Source organism: Paraglaciecola sp. (assembly GCF_051252315.1).
Taxonomy (GTDB): Bacteria; Pseudomonadota; Gammaproteobacteria; order Enterobacterales; family Alteromonadaceae; genus Paraglaciecola.
This window is the reverse complement of sequence record NZ_JBPOFP010000016.1, coordinates 20,896-40,218: the sequence shown is the minus strand read 5'-3', so window position 1 is coordinate 40,218 and position 19,323 is coordinate 20,896. Positions and strand designations below refer to the sequence as shown.

The 19,323-nt window shown below is 39.9% G+C and carries 13 protein-coding genes; 6 read left to right on the top strand and 7 right to left on the bottom strand.

Annotated elements, in window-relative coordinates; all coding sequences use genetic code 11:
* The first annotated feature begins 79 nt into the window (after positions 1–79).
* Positions 80–970 carry a chemotaxis protein gene (locus ACSHXM_RS05065; protein WP_435687651.1) on the top strand — a complete coding sequence of 297 codons (891 nt, stop codon included), beginning with the start codon at positions 80–82 and terminating at the stop codon, positions 968–970.
* Positions 971–1,343: 373 nt separating this feature from the next.
* The gene (locus ACSHXM_RS05060) at positions 1,344–2,450 is read left to right on the top strand and encodes a hypothetical protein (protein WP_435687650.1); all 1,107 of its coding nucleotides are present in this window, start codon (positions 1,344–1,346) and stop codon (positions 2,448–2,450) included.
* A 91-nt stretch (positions 2,451–2,541) separates the two neighbouring features.
* Here the strand turns inward: ACSHXM_RS05060 and ACSHXM_RS05055 are convergent, their stop codons facing one another.
* The 4 genes from ACSHXM_RS05055 to nhaA all read right to left on the bottom strand — a co-directional run bounded on the left by ACSHXM_RS05055 (position 2,542) and on the right by nhaA (position 7,721).
* Positions 2,542–4,698, bottom strand: coding sequence for a tetratricopeptide repeat protein (locus tag ACSHXM_RS05055; protein ID WP_435687649.1), 2,157 nt, complete (start codon positions 4,696–4,698; stop codon positions 2,542–2,544).
* Between the two features lie 271 nt (positions 4,699–4,969).
* A complete protein-coding gene (locus ACSHXM_RS05050; RefSeq protein ID WP_435687647.1) occupies positions 4,970–5,842 on the bottom strand; it encodes a hypothetical protein in 873 nt (290 codons plus the stop codon).
* Positions 5,843–5,983: 141 nt separating this feature from the next.
* Positions 5,984–6,478 (bottom strand): hypothetical protein, encoded by a 495-nt coding sequence (locus ACSHXM_RS05045; RefSeq protein ID WP_435687646.1) that lies wholly within the window; start codon positions 6,476–6,478, stop codon positions 5,984–5,986.
* Positions 6,468–7,721, bottom strand: coding sequence for a Na+/H+ antiporter NhaA (nhaA, locus tag ACSHXM_RS05040; RefSeq protein ID WP_435687645.1), 1,254 nt, complete (start codon positions 7,719–7,721; stop codon positions 6,468–6,470). Before nhaA ends, ACSHXM_RS05045 begins: the two co-directional genes overlap by 11 nt.
* Before the next feature lie 158 nt (positions 7,722–7,879).
* Between nhaA and nhaR the strand changes: the two genes are divergently transcribed.
* The 4 genes from nhaR to ACSHXM_RS05020 all read left to right on the top strand — a co-directional run bounded on the left by nhaR (position 7,880) and on the right by ACSHXM_RS05020 (position 13,770).
* Positions 7,880–8,788, top strand: a complete 909-nt coding sequence (gene nhaR / locus ACSHXM_RS05035) for a transcriptional activator NhaR (protein ID WP_435687644.1) — start codon at positions 7,880–7,882, stop codon at positions 8,786–8,788.
* 535 nt (positions 8,789–9,323) lie between these two features.
* Entirely contained in the window at positions 9,324–12,410 is a 3,087-nt protein-coding gene (locus ACSHXM_RS05030) for a BNR-4 repeat-containing protein (protein ID WP_435687643.1), read from the top strand.
* Positions 12,411–12,428: 18 nt separating this feature from the next.
* Positions 12,429–12,956: a hypothetical protein gene (locus ACSHXM_RS05025; RefSeq protein ID WP_435687642.1), complete on the top strand. Its 528-nt coding sequence runs from the start codon at positions 12,429–12,431 to the stop codon at positions 12,954–12,956.
* A gap of 130 nt (positions 12,957–13,086) precedes the next feature.
* A complete protein-coding gene (locus ACSHXM_RS05020) occupies positions 13,087–13,770 on the top strand; it encodes a glutathione S-transferase family protein (protein WP_435687641.1) in 684 nt (227 codons plus the stop codon).
* 5 nt (positions 13,771–13,775) lie between these two features.
* On the opposite strand, the gene ACSHXM_RS05015 is transcribed toward ACSHXM_RS05020, so the two are convergent.
* The 3 genes from ACSHXM_RS05015 to ACSHXM_RS05005 form a co-directional block, all read right to left on the bottom strand.
* Positions 13,776–14,771, bottom strand: a complete 996-nt coding sequence (locus ACSHXM_RS05015) for a CobW family GTP-binding protein (protein WP_435687640.1) — start codon at positions 14,769–14,771, stop codon at positions 13,776–13,778.
* An 87-nt stretch (positions 14,772–14,858) separates the two neighbouring features.
* Positions 14,859–16,241 (bottom strand): 5-methyltetrahydrofolate--homocysteine methyltransferase, encoded by a 1,383-nt coding sequence (locus ACSHXM_RS05010; protein WP_435687639.1) that lies wholly within the window; start codon positions 16,239–16,241, stop codon positions 14,859–14,861.
* 319 nt (positions 16,242–16,560) lie between these two features.
* Positions 16,561–19,113: a TonB-dependent receptor gene (locus tag ACSHXM_RS05005; RefSeq protein WP_435687638.1), complete on the bottom strand. Its 2,553-nt coding sequence runs from the start codon at positions 19,111–19,113 to the stop codon at positions 16,561–16,563.
* Positions 19,114–19,323: the final 210 nt, after the last annotated feature.

Here is a 19,323-nt window from a genome sequence, read left to right as displayed (position 1 = left end):
CTTTTTACCAATTTATCTAAACAAATTTACGATACACTGATGCTGGTCTTAGTCATTATTTGATTCTTCGGAGAAGGTTGTGAGTTCTAAAGCTAACTATTCACAAGGGCTATTATTATTTCGCCTAAAGAATGGTCGTCAGTTCGCTTTGGGTACATTAAAAATCTTAGAGCTAGTGCCGTATAAACCTGTCACACCTATGATTGGCTCAGATGGTGGTGTCAAAGGGGTATTAACCATTCGCGACAAAACGATTGCCGTAATCGATATGGCTGAAGTAGTCGGGGTTGGTCCAATTCCTGAAGGCGAACTTAGCCAGTCTTTTATTATTGTGACCGATTGCCAAAGAAAAGTGGTGGGCTTTGTTGTCAGTCAAATTGACAAAATAGTTGAGACTAACTGGCGTGAAATTAAGCAGCCCAATAAAAAACTGGGTACCGGCGTTTTTATTACTGGAACGGTTGAAGTAGAAAACGAGTTTCTTCAACTAATAGATGTAGAGTTACTACTCAATAAAGTTTTTCCACCCGATCCCCGTGCGGCAATGGCTGTCGTGACCGATTTGCAACGGGAACAACTTAAACCCATGAATATACTGGTAGTAGATGATTCTTTAACAGCTCGGCGGCAACTAACCGATGTTTTAGAGTTGTTACATGTGCCATTTCATGTGACCGACGATGGCCATAAGGCATTGGTGTATATGCGAGAGCAAGCTGCCAGTGGACATCCGGTAAACTTGTTGGTGTCTGACATTGAGATGCCTGGTTTAGATGGTTATGAATTGACTTTTGAAGTGCGTAATTCGCCAGAACTGGCTGCGGCTTATATTATTCTTCATACATCCCTATCGAGTTCAATTAGTGTTAGCCAAGCCCAGCAAGTGGGAGCGAACCAAGCCTTAACAAAATTTGATGCTAAAGAATTGGTACTGGCTATGCTAAAAGGCGTGGAGTTTATTCACCACTAAATTGTGCAGCTAGAGCCAATTCATCTAACCAATTGTTAAAAGAAAAAACAGCGATAGTTTTATTGGCGAGCTTTATTGGCGAGCAAGGTCAAAACATTGATTAGCAGATGGTCCAATTTATAGATCACACTTAACATAATTGAGGTTAATGAGTCTAACGCCAAACGAAACTTGTCCGTTTTTTTTACACTTTATATTTGTGGGCTAAACAAGAAACGCACAACTCATTGTATTTTAATAATAAAATAAAATGCGGAATGATTTTTGCGTAAATATTAATGATTAAAATAAATATATACCCATCATTTATCGTCGTTTTGTTCTGCAAATGGTAAGTGCCTCAGGCTAGTTTTATCACCATGTAGGAACAGTTATGTCTCGAAAAATAAAAACACTCACGCTGTTAATATTAACTCAATTTTTATACATACAAATCGCCGATGCTGGTCTTCTCAGGACTACTGGTAGAGGTTCGTTAAGTAGTAACTTTGATCAAGCTTTTCATTATGTAGACAATAGTTATTTGAGAATGAACTCCCTAGGTATTACGGATGATTCCTTTGATAGTTTTCTTTTTAATAGAATCACCAAAGGAGTTGGTGGTGGTGGACGTGGATTAGGGGCTGCACCAAGTTCTTGCGTTAATGGTTATACACAAGATCAAGTAGATGATTTCGAAACTGATAGAGATTCTCAACTTTACGCTCTGCCGAGTGATTCAAATTACGATGCTAGTGCAGCTCAAATTAATAACAGTATCGACCAACAGATTCAAGCGATGACGGTAGGTGAACCTTGTGCCTGGGAGTTCGACGAAGGCGAAGATTTGTTTGCTTTTGGATTTTTTAGCTTGTTTTTTGGCACTCCAGATGTTGCCTATGATGTGAATTGGCTTATTTCTGGTGAGGGCCAAACCTGGAGCTTGCCAGGAAGCGTTAATACTGTGCCTGATCTTGATACTGCGGATGGCATTGTTGAAGAGGGCTGGGTAACTTTAAACACTTCCGCTCCTGTGGATCTATTTGCCGGAGATTATACTATCAGCGTTAACGTTGCCCTTTCTTCTACCAATGGTTCTTTCTTTTGGGAGAATGGTGATTCAAATGACACTGTAGAATTAACTAGGAAGTGCGAATTTAACCCCGCTTGGGATGCTTATTATTCGGTCGGTGGAGAATACGAACAATGGCAGACCGATTATTTCGCTTGGGAAGATGCAGGAAGTGTTGGAACAGCTCCCGTACAACCCACAGAGCCGGCCGATGAAATTTGTGGAACGGCTAGCTATAATAACGACAGTGGGTTAAGGAGTAACGCACCCACGCTTTTTTATTCTGAGACTGAAATACTACGTATCTTACCGATAAATTCAGTGCCAGATAACCAAACTGTTAATACGCCAGCATCGTTGGGGGTATTATTATTCGGACTTGGTTTTTTAATGAATAGAAAGCGCTCACATCTAAAGAAAGAAACATAAATAATTATTTCTTTCATTTTCATATAAATAGAGGCATTTTTCGCCTCTATTAGTTTTCGCTTTTATCGAATTGAAATTAAATAACCTTAACCTACTCTTCGGCAAATAATGCCACTACCTCTGCTTTTTGTCTGAGCAAGTCGTCATCAAGAAACTGTATTAATTTTTGAAATTCTGGTTGTTCTTCAAGGTTGGCTAGCAGTGGATCGTGTTGGGTCCACCACTCTCGCCAGCCGTTATCAATTGCTGTAGAAAGAGCCTGTATTGCTTTATCCGATTTATATTGAAGTGCATAAAGACGAGCTGCTAAGTAATGTAGCTCAGAATAGGTAATGGAGGATTCTAATTGTTCATCCATTAACATCGTACATTTATTAAATAGTTTATGTGCGTCTTCTTCCTTACCAAGTTCTTTTTGGGCCCATGCAATTTCAATAGCAGGGGAGCAATGCGGCATACCAAACTTATCAATTTCGTCAATACGGTTTGTTTGTTCAGTAAATAGGTTAAGAGCCTTATTTTTGTCACCAATCATGGCGTGATACCAGCCTGCTTCAAATCTAATCCAATAGTCGTCAGGATTAGCCGCCAGTTTAAAGTCCAGGTGTTCAAACAACGTTTTAAAGTCTTTATCAAAAATCAAAATGCTTTCGTAATAGTATTCAATAGCATTTTTCCAGACAGGATCATTTTCTTTCTCTTTGACTATTTCGGTTAACCCCAGTTGGAGCACTGGACCAATTAGTTTATGAGCTAAACCCTCATCGTCTGGAGAAAGCTTTAATGCTTTTTTCCCTTCACTAATAGCTCCCACAAGATTACCTTTACTAAAATATGTATCTGCTAAACCCTGATGGGGGAATGGTGACTCTGGAAAATCAGTATGGAGTTGGTTAAAGATAGCTTGCGCATCGTCATACCGCCCTCGCCATGACAATAACATGCCTAAATTATAGGTACTGGTTAGAAATAAAGGATCAAGTTCTTGAGCCTTTTGTTGAGCTAAAATGGCCTCATCAAATCTCTGCAGACTGTTTAACGCAAGTGATTTCCACATATAAACTATTGCTAAGCTTGGATTTAGTTGCAGTGCTTTGTTGTAGTCTTCTAGTGCACTATCAAAATTGTTCCGCATAAAGGAAATATACCCCTTTACCGCATAAGCTTCTGGCATTTGTGGCTGGCGTACTAAGGCTTTGTCGATACTTTGCTGGGCCAAGGTTGCTGCTATATCGGTTTTTATAACACCAAAGCGTGTGGCACCTTCTGCGAGTAACACCAAGGTGTCAGCCAATCCTACGTAACCTTTTGCGTATTCGGGATCTAATGCCACGGCCTGTTCGAATAAAGTTCGAGCGGCTTTCATCGATTCAGTAGTTTGTTTACGATACTCTTCGCGGCCTTTAAGGTACATAACATAAGCGTCAGAGCTGCTGGTATTGGACAAAGTTTGAAAGCTGCCCGCTTCTAAATATTTGTTTTGCAGCAAATTGACTATCGCTCGGCCAATTTCACTTTGTATGTCAAATATGTCTTTTAATTCACGTAAAAAGTTTTTAGTCCATAAAGTATAGCCGTTTTCTGTATCTAATAACTCGACTCTAATTTTAAGGCGACTACCTATTGCATGCACACTGCCGGTAAGCACGGTTTTAACCTTTAACCGCCGGCCAATATCCATTGGTGTTAATCCTTTATCGGCTAACACTTGACTAGATCGAGAGGCCGAGACTTTAAACTCTTCTGAACGACCTAATAAGCTGGTTATTTCTTCGGCGAGTCCTAAAGCTAAATATTTTTGGTCTTGTTCCGGGCTTTGATCTGTGAAAGGAATGACCGCAATTGAGTCAGCTAGTTTGACGGTATTGAGTCCTTCTTGAGCAGCTAGTTGCTCTTTCTTTATTGAATCTAAGTATTGCATACCAATCAGGTTACTGACCACCAAAACTGCGGCTAACCCTATCCAACGCCCTATGCCGAATGGCGTTATGATTGGGTTTTCTAATTCATCAAGGTTAGGAGTACGCTTGATGCCTTCAAAACTAAAATCAAAATGCCATGATAAATACATGGCTACCGGTAAACCGCAAGTTAAGAATAATAATATACCGGGTGCAATTAGAGGGTTAATTGGGAGCATACCAGCAATGACACTAACCACTTGCAAAATAACCCAAGCAATACCCACATACGCCACTAATGATTTAATGACTTTACGTCGCCTTAATTCGCTTAGAAATCGTTCCACAATAAGAAAGGGTCTTTTTTTATTTTGATTTTAGAAGGATATGTGACTAACTAGCGTTAAGCAATAGAGTTTAGTGGTTCACTAAGGTTCTTAATATTAGGCTAAAACCAAATGTAGAGATGAAATAACCTTATGATCAAAATTTCATTTTTGCACAACTAAACAGTCAAACTACATTTACCCTAGGCAAAAACTGTAAATGTTCTGAGTTATCCAACTAACGACGATGTAGTCGTTGTATAAAGCGAGAGAGAAATAAAAGGGTTAACGTTCAATGGCTTTTGAATAAGAAGTCACTACTTTGATTGGTTTTATAATCGTAATTTGGATTGTCTATAAAAATGACTTTTCTGGTGGCTAATTTTGCGCGCCTAATATTTGCACCATAATATTTGTACAAAATGTCTTTTAATTCACCGCTAGCCAGTAACTTTTTTAACCCGGCTTCTAAACGCTCAGCCAACAATGGGTGTTTTGCAGATACATAAACATAGGTATGCATAGGTATGTGCAACACTATACTTGGCTCTATTGCGAGGTTTTCGGTTGTTGAACTTTGCATTTTTATATCGTCATACACTTCGTAAATGGTTCTTGGGATGTAATCAATACGTTGTTTATCTAACATTAAAAACAGACTTTCAAGATTAATTACGTCAACCAAGTTCTGGTTATTAGCTTGATAAACCTTAGTGGTAATCCAGTTTCTCAATAAACCGGCAGACAGGGTATTTAACGCTTCAATCGTTTTGATATTTTCAAACTTTTTTAGATCGGCTTTATTAATTACTAATAATCGATAATTTAACAGCCCCATTCTTACCGGGATCTTGACGGGAATATTTACCCCATCCCATTTTTTATTGGCTGGCATTAATGAAATATTTATAAGGTCGCCATCAGCAACACTCTTAAGCATTCTGTTTGGATTCATTGAGAGAAGCACTTCTTCAAAAATGAACTTTCCATATTCTAATTCAGTCACTTCCAATGCCCGCTGGATAACTTCAAAGTTATGTGCTTCTTTATTGCTAAATTTATTCTGTTTTCTAATTTTTACCACATCAGTTGAATAAACATTAAAAGACACTAAAGCGAAAATAAGTAGGATCGATAATCTTCTAAATTCCAGAAATATTTTCATGTTAATTACCAACTAACTTCGATGATCATAATGTTTAAATATAGGGCAGTAATCTGGGTTGAGCAATTTGTAATTTTAGGTAATTAGTCCACTCGATATATTTGTTTATATCGAATAAACACCATGAATTATTGTTAAGTATTACATTGCAGAATCAGACAACTTTTTGCAAGGGAAAACACTTGTCAGCGTTTCTGAAAGCACCCTTTTTAGCGGCTTACTTGCAAGGTCAGAGATGTCGAGTGCTTTCGCTATTTTTGACGCAATATGCTTACGGTCTTCATCAACTTGTAGACAGAACTGATAGTCAAAACTGTCTTGACGATTAGAATTTAAACGAGTTTGATAAACCCTTTGCAAAAATGCACTTTTTGTCTTGCTCTCCTTCGAAGAGTTCTGGTCAACAATTGCCGCATTATTGGTTAGTACCGCCGCATCTATAAAACCGTCAATATAGAGTTTACAAGCATTAACCTGCTCTTTATCGACTCCAGCTTGATACTGTTGGCAAGATTCAACAATATCGGATTTATAGTCTGCGGTAGCTGAAAATGACACGGCTGACACAATACAAACGAACAGTAATGAACTGCATTTAGTAAACGTTAAAACTAGCTGCTGAAGTTTAAGATGCATGAGAAATTTCCTTTTGGTTTTTATTGCTAACCGAATTAACACTTGGTGTATTAATTCGCTCATTAGCTATTTTTGATGATGAACGACTGATCATAAATGCTCCAGCAATGGCAGAAAGTAAAGACCCTACAAGTACCCCAACTTTTACCTGCGTTAGATAAGCTAAGCCCTGTTCTTCAAAGGCAAGCGTGCCGATAAATAAACTCATGGTAAAACCCACACCGCATAACAAACAGACACCGTATAGTTGTCCCCATGTGGAGTTTTCAGGCAACTTACACAGCTTGAGTTTTACCGCGACCCAACACGCTGCAAAAATACCAAACTGTTTACCTATGAATAATCCAGCAATGATGCCAAACGAGATTGAAGTAAACAGCTCGTCGGAACTCACACCAATGAGTGACACACCAGCATTTGCGAAGGCAAATATCGGTAACACAAAAAATGCTATCCAAGGGTGTAGTCCATGCTCTATTTGATAAGACATCGACTTAGCTTTGTCTTGAGCAATTGGGATAAACCATGCAACGGCAAAACCTGCCAAAGTAGCATGTACACCAGATTTAAGTACTGCTGCCCACACCACAATCGACACTAAAATATAGGGTGTTTTACTGGTTAATCGCATACGGTTAAAAACAAATAATAGGACCAGACCTAAACCAGCAATAATGAGTGAGGTTGCTGACAACTCCTGTGCGTAAAAGATAGCAATTATAAGAACCGCGCCGATGTCATCTATGATGGCCACCGAAAGCAAAAACAATTTCATGCTAGGAGGTAAATGTTTACCAAATAAAATAAATATACCAAGCGCAAATGCAATGTCGGTAGCTGATGGTATAGCCCAACCATTCGAAGCAACAGGGTCTTGGCTATTGAATGCAACGTAAATTAACGCTGGCACAGCAATACCTGCAATTGCGGCGACTAAAGGTAATACGATTTGGCTAGGGCTAGACAATTGCCCGTAGAAAAGCTCACGTTTAATTTCTAAACCGACGATGAAGAAGAACAAAGCCATCAACCCATCGTTTATCCACAGCACTAGCGGTTTCTCAATAGAAAAGGAACCTAGCTGAATACTAACTGGAAACTCTAAAAATGAAGCATAACCACTGACCAAGGCTGTATTAGCCAATAACATAGCAATTGCTGCACTAAACACGAGTAATATACCTGGACTTGCATCATTACTAATAAATCTATTCCAGCGTTGGAAAATTAAACTGTCTGACATATATGGCCCTGATAACTAAATTGAAGGCACAGTTATACGGCACTCACTTTGGTAACAAAAGTCGAATGTAATTGATTCTTTATCAACAAAAAGTTGATATAAATAAAAATTGTTTCATACTTAACTATGGAGCAACACTGGAATAACTTAGCTTTAACATGACAAGATTAAACTATCATCACTTACAGTATTTTTCTGCTATTGCCAATGCAGGAAGCATCGCAAAGGCCTCAGAAAGGCTACATATCACACCACAAACATTAAGTGCTCAACTGCACACCTTGGAGGAAAGTTTAGGCTATCAATTATTTGATAGACGAGGAAAAAAGCTCATATTAAATGACATTGGCAACATAACTCTTGGTTACGCGAACGAGATTTTCAATTTAGGCGATGAGTTAGTCAACTCGATAAAAAATCATTCAACCGATTTTTCATTTCGTTTTTCAATTGGCGTAACCGATGTTATTGCTAAAGTGTTTTCATTTAACTTTTTAAGAGAAGTTTATAAAATGGATGAAAACATTAAGCTTGTTTGTAAAGAAACCAGCTTGGAGGTGTTATTAGCAGAATTGGCAATCAATAAACTTGACGCCATACTTAGTGACACACCATTGCCAATCAATTCACCCATCAAAGCCTATAACCACCTAATTGGAAAATGCGGAGTGACATTTTTTGCAACAGCCCAGATTGCCGATCAACTATCATGCAATTTTCCACAATCATTAAATAATCAACGTTTCTTCATTGCGGGAGAAGGCACCAATCAGCGTATGAATATACTTTCTTGGTTCGATCAGATAAATGTCACACCTTTGATTATTGGTGAATTTGACGACTCTGTGTTGTCTAAGTATTTTGGACAGGCAGGGTATGGTGTGTTTAGTGCACCGACCATAATTGAAAATCATGTGATCGAACAATTCAATGTAAAAATAGTAGGAAGAACCACTGATATTCACGAAGATTTCTATCTAATATCACCGGAGAGAAAGGTAAAACACCCGGCTGTTCAATATTTACTATCAGCAGGTAAGCAACTATTTAATAACCCCATAATATAACTTGTTGTAAATAGCTGGTTGTAACAAACGGATGACAAAAACACCGACCTTATACCAGCTTTGATTTGCGATCTTAGCTATCGAAACACCACCAAGCCACCGTGAGACTATACTCTACTCCATTAGTCTCTATTGGCTAAACCAGCTGAATCAAAACGCCCATCTCAATCACGCCCCGAACAGCACAAAGTCAATATAAATCAATATAAGTCACAAAACAAACAACAAAAACAATGACATACAAGCCAGGAATGTAAAAAACCATAACTAACATGTGAATAAGATGATAAAAAACATGATCAAAATGATTTATTTTGATACATTACTATCGATTTTGACGCAACAAGGGAGTTTGAGTTGAATTGGCGGGTAATTTATCCAACCAAATTTAATTCGTTTCAGGTTTTCAAAGGAGTCATTTCTAACGTAACGCATTGGGATCGGTGATCTTAAATAGTCAGTTACGTCACATGATTAAAGGGCCCTACACCTTTTAAAATACTTAAAACAACACATAGATAAGGTAAATAATGTAATGAACATTAACAACAGAACCTTGCTTAAGTACCTAATGGTATTAACCTCCACCATTGGTATGTCAATCCCTTCAGCAAATGCTGAGGTTACACTTGAAGATCAAGTCAAAATATCTGACATAGGTCTACATTTTGACGGTGCAAAAGTGGGATACGACGTTCCTGACAATGGAACTAACAAGTATGACTACCACTTTGGCAAAAATATTTCAGCACATGGTGACGCGGTAAAAACCTATAAACACTATGTGTTTATGACTTGGTATCGTGGCGGTAAAGATGATCGTCACATGATGTTAACCCGTTACAATACGTCAACAGGCACCAAAGCGACCATTGAATTTCCACATCGCCATACAGGTTTTAGAGGTGATTGGTGGATTGGTGAATCACACAATACCATTGGCTTATCTGTTAGTCCTATTAATGGCACTATTCATATGGTGTTTGACATGCACGCCTATGACAACACTAATTACGATGGCAAATTTAAAGACGACTTCTTCCGTTATTCTTATAGTGTAGCGGGTGCAGCCGAAGTACCTGACGAAGAATTCACCTTGGCGCAATTCGTTAAAGATACCAGTGACATTAGCCAAACGGATGAAGGCACAGGGTATGTCGATTACAAACATATCTCTATGACGGGAGATATTGCTGATAAAGGTAATTTTGCTCGTTTGACTTATCCCAAATTTTTCACAAACACTGACGGAACTTTATTGTTATATATGCGCTTAGGCGGCAACAATAATGGCGCATACGTATTTAACCGTTATGACGCGGCAAATCAAAAATGGTCTACGTTTTCGCCATTTAACCACAAAGACCAAAAATCAAAAGGTAACGAATATAACTGGGGTTTATACGGCAACATGAAATATGTTAACGGTAAGCTTCGGGTTGGTTTTCAGCAACGTTCAAGCGATAACGACGACAAGTACAAATATCAAAATGGTGTTTATTACGCTTATTCTGATCATCCAGAAGGCATAGATGAGTGGAAGAACCACAAAGGCGAAGATATGACTTGGCCGTTAGTTGATTCTGATGAAATTAAAGTCTTTGAGCCAGGCGATTACATTACCCACGACGAAGCCAACTCAGTCTACATAGTAGGTAGTTTTGACTGGACGGTAACAGCTAAAGGCGATATTCATATCATTAGTTTAGTTCGTTCTACAGATAGAAACCGTCCCGATTATGAGCAGGTATATATCCACTCATACAAACCTGCTGGCGCTGACGAATTTATCATCGACAATGAGTTTGTAGGTGCATCTAATATTTACACATCAGGCGACAATATTTATATCATAGGCTTAAAGAATGGCCGCCCTTTTGTTGAAAAAGCGGTAGGTGGTACCAGTAATTTTGAGCGGGTGTATGAAGAAACAGAAGGCCCTGTATTCGACCACGGTACCGTTTATGTGAAGGATGGCAAAGTCTATTACTATTTGATGGAAAGAACCTCAGGTAATGCCATGCCGCTTCATCTACAAATTATTGATTTAGATCTTGAAGCAGATACCACCCGTCCCATAGTTTCATTCCCTTCTTCAACGACCACAGTAAATGAAGGTTATGAGAAATTGGCCTTTACAGTAGCCGCATCAAGTCCAGTTGAAGGTCGCACAATTGAATCGGTGACTTTATACATTAATGATGAACTTGTGAGAGTAGACGACAGACCTACATACCTTTTTGGTCACAATTCTAAACCACATGAAACGGGTGCTATGGGTTGGGAAGAGCATCATGGAGTTAACCCTAATCCACTTCTCGCAGGGACACACGTTTTCAAAGCAGTGGCTCTGGATAGCGAAGGCCAAACGTCTGCGGCTTACATGCGGTTAATCGTTAAATCTACTGCGCCTACTGTTGCTTTTCCGAAAGCTTCGATGAGTGTAGATCTGGGGTATGAACAATTAGGTTTTACAATCGATGCACAAGCGTCTAGCGAAGAGCGTACTGTTGAATCGGTTACCTTATACCTTAACAATGAACTAGTTCGCAAAGACACCTCGATACCTTTTAACTTTGGTCATAAACACAAACCACATGAAACAGGCGCCATGGGCTGGATTAGTTGTGATCAAGATCCAGTACCTACTCCTTGCCACCAGCCAAACACCAATCCATTAGGTGAAGGTGAACATGTTTTCACTGCGGTTGCCGTAGATAGTGCAGGTGAAATTAGCGAAGCCACCATGACCTTAACGGTTAAAGGTTTAGCTCAACCGCCCGTCGTTACCTTTCCGAAAGAGACTTATGAAGTAGATGAAGGTTACCAGCAACTAGGTTTAACGATTAGCGCAGAATCTCCTGTTGAAGGTCGTTCTGTCGTGTCAGTGACTTTATACCGAAATGGTGAACTAGTACGAGTAGATACCAAACCCGTTTGGAACTTTGGTCATAGACATGCGCCATACGAATTGGGTGCTATGGGTTGGATTAGCTGTGATCAAGATCCAGTACCTTCTCCATGTCACCAACCAAACCCTAACGCGCTACCTGCTGGTGAACATACCTTTAGAGCCGTCGCTATAGATAGCGAAGGTTTAGAAGGTGAAGGCTTTATGACTCTCGTCGTCAAAGAATTACCAGCACCGAGCGTTACTTTTGTTGAGTCTGACATTAATTTATTAACCGGTTACGAGAGCTTGTCATTATCGACAAATGTGGAAACTGCCAATGAGTCTGTCGATGTTGTCAGTGTTGGTTTATACCTTGATGGCACACTTGTTCGCGAATTATATGAAGCACCTTACATGTGGGGCAGTGAACCATATGCTGATGAGTTATTAGGACTAGATGTAGGCTCATACACCTTCAAGGCCGAAGTCACGGATAGTAATGGCAAAATAAGTGATGCAACCACACTGATAAACGTAGCGTTATTTGGTGATATAGATGGTGATGGCGATGTAGATGGTTTAGATATCAGAGCTTTTAACTTAGCCCTTAGAACCGATGGAATAACAAACCTACGTTATGACTTTAATAACGATGGTGTAGTTAACAACCGTGACATTCGTGGCATGGCACAAATATGCTCGCGCGCCCGATGTGCAAATAACGATTAAGAACCTGAGGATAAAGTAGTGAAATTTTTAGCAGTCTTATTTTCACTGGCATTGGCGTTTAACGCTAATGCTGGTTTAATCACAGCTCAAGCAGACCAAACTAGTTACAACACTGGCGATACTGTAACCGTTGATTTATATATCAATAATCTAAACCCAATTGCTGATTATCTTTTATTAGATTACGCATTCGACTCTAGTGAGTTGGCATTTGATTCTTTTCAATTTGCCGATAGCGTATGGGACAACACAGAGGGGTTTTTAGACGCTGATGGCTCTACCTTTGATGGTCTAATTGCTTTTACCATTGATTTAGTCGATAACTGGAGTGACACCTTAGGTACCTCATTTAAATTAGGCCAAGGACAATTTACCGCATTACAAGATTCGGTAAGTGCAGATTTTGATTTATCCATTCTATTGGCAGAAGATGCTAATTTTAATGTAATACCAGATGACCAAATCCAAGTATCCGCTCCATCAGGGATAGCGTTATTTTCGTTATTCGCTGGACTAGTATTTATGCGAAAGCGCAATAAAGCCTAGTGCAGGCTAATAGCGACTAATAGACCATTGCGTCGTTTTAACACTTTCAAAAGCCCGTTAATTTATTTTGCGGGCTTTTTTATTAAAAGCTGATATAACAAAGGTACCTAAATCAACCTAAGCCTATCCCATGTCAAAACTAATCAAACATCCTAAACTGATTATTGGTAACAAAAATTATTCATCATGGTCATTTAGAGCCTGGCTGACGTTACGAAAAACAGGGATCACTTTTGATGTGGTGCAAGTAAACTTATTCTCAGACGGCTACAAAGAAAAGCTCCTCTCATACGCTCCAACTGGCCAAGTACCCATTTACCAAGAAGATAAACTAGTGATTTGGGACACCATGGCCATTGTTGAATATATTGCTGAGTTTCACCCAGAATTGTGGCCAGAAACCCGTGCTAAAAGAGCCATGGCACGGAGTGTTTCGGCAGAGATGCATGCTGGGTTTCATGCCTTACGCAGCCTAATGCCCATGAACTGTCGTGCAACAAATCGCAAAGTAGCGTTCACCCCAGAATTAGCACCAGCATTAAACGCCGATATTCAGCGTATACAAAATATTTGGCAAGAATGTAGAGTTCAGCACCAGAATTCAGGGCCTTGGTTATTCGGTGATTTTTCAATCGCTGATGTCATGTATGCTCCCGTCGTATCTCGTTTTAATACATACGGAATTACTTGCTCTGACCATGGCGAACAATACATGCAAACAGTATTAAATGATGCCGATGTAAAATTATGGATGGACGAGGCAGCCCTTGAACCAGAAGTAATAACCCAAGCTGAAGTTGGACAAGTTAACTAAGATTATTACTCAAAGAGACTATCAATTTGATTAGCAAAGAAGTTTGCCTCTTGTTCGTTACTGGTAATAATCTCAATTCTAGAGTCATACACTTCAGTTAATGGTGTTGCCTGTAAATTCCCATCAACAACATTAAACATCATCGGGCCTTTATCTGTTAACAAAACTGCTTTTAAGCGTTCTACAGAAATGGATAAAAATAGGTGCATACAGTTATCAAAATTCAACTCTGTGCTTAAGGCACACAACCACCCTCTGGAGTAAAAACCTTCACCTTGATTATTAACTCTTAACACGCCATTTTCTGGTGCGGTTAATTTTTCCATTTCGTGAGCGTGATGTTTATGTGTGTTTGGAGTGTGTGACGTTTTAAAATTCGATGTTTGTTCTAGGCTGCCTAAGTCTATGTTTCCTTGAATAGCTGTTTGTATAGGTATATCGGATTGACCTATTTCTTCTAGATACTGCTCAAACTGAATTTGGTAACTTTCAGTATATAAATCTGACTTAGTCACAACGACAATATCAGCCACCCGTAACTGCTCTTTAAAAACTTGATGGTCGCGCCACTTGGGTTCTTCTAACTTTCTGAGGTCGATTAAAGCAAGAGTTGCCTGCACATCTAATACCTCTTGATAATGCGGCTCAGTTAACGCTTGTAGCACTTCTTGGGGATGACCTAAACCAGTAGGTTCGATCAATAAACGATCAGGTTTAGCCTGCGCTAATAATAGGTTTAAAGCAATTTGCATGGGGAGATTTGAAGCACAACACATACATCCTCCAGGTACCTCTTTGATAAAAATCCCTTCAGTAGATTGGTTGTTTGCACCGCCATTCATGTAGCTGCCATCAATACCCACTTCACCAAATTCATTGACCAAAACAGCCCATCGTTCGGTTTTAGGTTTGTTTGCAAGCAAGGCTTGAATAAGTGTGGTTTTTCCTGCACCCAAAGCACCGGTAATAACGTTTGTAGGGACATTTTGAATGGCTGTCATTGGGTAATCTCACTAACGCTCATTAAATATAAAAAATGAAGAGCCTATTGGTGTATTGACTTGCTAACAATAGACTCTATTTTCTATTTAGTGATCATGCTCGTCATGATCATGATCGGCTTCTTTGATTCCTAACCAGACTAGATTGCTAGGCACGACATCTAGTTCTATGTCACCTTCAATTTCCATGTCTTCAAGGTGGATATTTAAAACATGCTTAGCAATTGGGTCGGCCACGTATAAATGATTGCCATTTTGCGCTGGCACCATAGTAAAGTTATGATCTTCTGGCATGTTGGCTAAATCTTCATCGCTAATATCGAGTTGCGCTTCAAATTCAAACTCTAGTTCACCGTCATGTTCATGCACTTCAAATTTTGATAACACACCTTGTGCATCTAAGATAACTAAAGCGTTGCCTTCATAATTGAAAGTATAAGCAATCGCTTGGTTATCGCTTTCCCATTCAAGTAATTCCATGCTTTTAGCTTCAGGGTTAACTGCCACTAACACTTGCTCACCTGTAACACGAGAACTGGCTACACCTAAAAATAACTCACTTTCTGCATGGCCATATACAGAACCAATTCTTAAGCCTTCTAATGCTTCAATATTAACAATTTTATCTGACTCAAACTCTTCACCATCATGGGCATGAGCGATTAATACGCCGTCAGCACAACCAAACACAAAGTGTTCTTCATTGAGTGATGCGCCATGTAAATCTGGACAAGCATGTTCTAAGGTCTGTTCCAACTCATACTCGCCATCGTGCCAATGATAAACACCGACTTGATCAGGCAGGATTTTAGCATTTGAAGTACTTTCGCTATCTTCTCGGCGGATAGTTGAAATCAAGATATCATCTTTCGCTTTAGCCACGCCGTGCATATTCATTGTATAACTGACGGTTGGCAAATCAGTATTTTCAGAGGTTATATCGGCATCGGTAACCACTTGAACTCCAGCAGGAACGCCTGCATCTGCATCACCATCATAAAACACTGCCATTTTGCCTTCAAACGATCCAACATGAGTCGGACGACTGCCGCTCAAGGAGTAACTCAAGGCAACTGGGGCTTGGGCGTAATCATGCAAATGCTCAACGTGGTCTTCTCGCCATAAGCCGCCATCGATAAAATCAACCGTGTCCATATCTCTGGCCGTAATAGCAACATACCGGTGATCTGCTGAAGACATAATACGACTGCCTGCGTGAGTCACAGCAAAGTCATCAAGTAAGGCCCCATCATCTAGATCAATCACAGACAAGCTAGATGATTGAGCAGATAAAACAGCCAAACGCCCCATGCTTTCGATTAAAAATTCGTCATGGTTATGCTCATCACCTTCTACTGGCACAGTCACAATAGGATCTTTTTCGATTATGGTAGTTTCTGCATCACCTGCACAGCCATTTAACAATGCACTGGCCACAGCTAAGCCTACAAAACTAATTGGTTTATTCATGTTTCATTCCTTGTAGTAAAATCTATTGATCTTTTATGTATAAAATTTGGTGTACATTTCGTGTCGAAACCGATGTCAAAATTGACATTAAAAAAATGCTTGGAACATTTTTCGAACAGCTTTAGCTAGCTAACCAACTGGTGAGCTACACGAATTTAGCGAATAAAGATGAATCTTTAGGGCAGTATTTAGATGGCACTTGTTATGCTTCAGGATCCAATTATGTAAGCAATTACACGATAACCCTGTTTCATCGTAAAAATACCACCCAACTCGCTGCAGTAGTATGCAGCGGAGAAATACTTCCTATTAATTTGGTCTAGAAATAACCTTTCACCCCTAGGGTCAAATTACGTCCGGGTCTTGGTGCTTGATCTTTCAAAAATGAGCTATGCACTCTCGCTTCTTGGTTTGTGAGGTTTTGACCACGGAAATAAACAGCCATTGACTGATTAAACACAGGCAAGTCATAAGACACATTCACATCTACCAAGGTATAACCGTCAGTAGCGGTTTCGGTAGCTGCAATCCGGCTTTGTGACTGGTAACGAGTGATATTCAGATGAGCACTCAGGGATTCATTTTGATAGCTAAATTGGGTTCCAAAACGCATTGGAGGAGTTCTAGGCAAATCACCACCATCTTTGAGTCGAGCCCGAACAAAATCAGAAAAAGCCGAGGCTTTAAACTCTGAAGTCACTTGCCAAGCCACTTGTGCTTCAAAACCATTTAGCACCACATCATTGGTTTGATAAAGAAATACGGGCAACTCGTCACTGTGTTCCTCTTCGCTTTCCATTTCAGCAGAGTCATGGCCATCTTCTTCATGACCGTGGTCATCATGGCCAGCTTCAGCAAACAATCCAGTGTCAGTTTGATAATAATAATTATCCACTTGGTTGTAATACAGATTAAAAATAAAGCCGACTTCCCCTTGGTTTTTTCTGAAGGTGAAATCAATGTTATTTGAGGTTTCAAGTTCAACATCTTTTTCACTTAAACCAATTTCCATTTCGCCATCATGCTCTTCAAGGGCAAACAAGGAACCTACTTCATAGGTGCCGGTACCAATGTGCGGTCCAAATGATAATAATTCAGAAGCGCTAGGTGCACGTTGTGAGCGAGATAATGACAATCCAAGGTTGTAACCCGGTGTAAAATCCCAAACTAAACCAGCCGACAAACTAACCGGAGTGAACTCATGCTCAGCCGCAAACACTCGGGTGATCTCTACGCCATCATCATGTTCGTCATGAGCGTGTTCATCATCTTCATGATGCTCTTCTGAGTCATGTTCTTCATGCTCATCTTCATGGCCGTGAGCACTCAATTCAGGCAGTAGAACGTTATCAGCATCAATAGTGATGCTTTCTATACGGCCACCAAATTGCAATAACACATCACCCATATGGCGTTCTTCTAAAACAGCAACAGCAAACATTTCGGTTGTTGATGGCGGAGTAAAGGCTTCGCTGCCTTGCGCTTCTACTTCACTCTTTTTGTAATGAAAACTAACACCACCATTAAAGTCAGAGTATGTTTTGTGCAGTAGATCGGCCCTAAGTTCATAGGTGTTATTTTTAAACAGAGTACCCACTTCACCATGTTCGATTTCAGCATGTTCATAGTCACTGTAACCGGCATGAATATTAAGCCCCTGAATAAACGAATTTTTGAACTTCTGTTCGCTATTCATCTGAATCTTAATTTGGTCTAGATCGGCAAATACATCTTCTTCTTCATGATGAATTTCTTCGCCGTGAGCCTCGTCATCTCCTTCATGACCATGGTCATCATGTTCATCTTCGTCGTGAGAGTCTTCTTCACCGTGACTATGGCCAGGAATGCCATATTTTCGACTGAACTGTTCAATGGCTAGACCCACAAAACCATTGTCTAAAAAGTAACTGCCCCCAATAGTAAAACCAGAGGAGTCTTCTGCACTGTTTGCTACTTTGTAATCACCTGTATGTTCTTCGTGTTCATGCTCATCATGATCGTCATGTTCGTCTTCCAACTCTGCCGCTACAGGAATTTCATAGTCATTCGATTGTCGAACAAAACCATCCGCATAAACCGCAAAATCACCTTCGCCAGTCGTCACATTAAAAGAAGCTAATGTCTGGTCATCTACTGAGCTATATTCAGTTAAAAATTCACCTTTAGAGTCTGTGCTGGTTGGGATCCGGTTATCAACGACATTCACTACACCACCAATTGCCCCACTGCCATAAAACAAAGTGGCAGGTCCGCGTAACACTTCAATTTGTTCTGCAGTAGACGCTTCTGAGGCAACGGCATGATCAGGTCCTACACGTGACACATCACTTACATCTAAGCCGTTTTGAGCAATCAAAACTCGTGGCCCACTTAGCCCTCGAATAATTGGCGTACTGGCTACTTTGGCATGAAAATTAGTATTCACTCCCGGGATCTTGTCTAAGCTATCACCTAATGTAGCAGCTTGTTGGCGACGCAGTGCTTCACCACCAATTACATGTACGGGGATCGCAGATTCCATTGATGACAAATGAATGGGCGAAGTGCGCACATCAATCACTTCAATAGGTGAAGGATTTAACTGCACCGTTAACTGCTTAGTTTCTACTTTAGTAAAAACGATATCCTGATGATGATGGGCATAGTTAGGTGCCGTAACGTGAATTTCGTTGTTACCCAATTTCAAAGACGGCAAACTAAACTGACCATTTTGATCGGTTGTGGTGTTAACCCCTGTACCGTCAACTTCTACATTTGCACCAGCCACCGCTTTGCCATCAGGGCTTGTCACTGTACCTTCTATACTTTGAGAAAAAACACTCAACGGAAACAGAGCAGCCATAAACACGGCCATTTTTGACACTTTAAACATCTAATCCTCACCAACACTGAAATGTGATAACATATCATTTTGGCCGATATGTTATACTGTAACAAAACAATGTCAATATGGATGAGGATATATTTTTAGAAACCTTAAAAATATAGAGATAAACGTCAACATAGCTTTATTCGCTATTATCAAAAAGGCCCCTTTCTCTGGGAGTCCCTGCTATTTCAACGACAAATTCTTTGATAGATA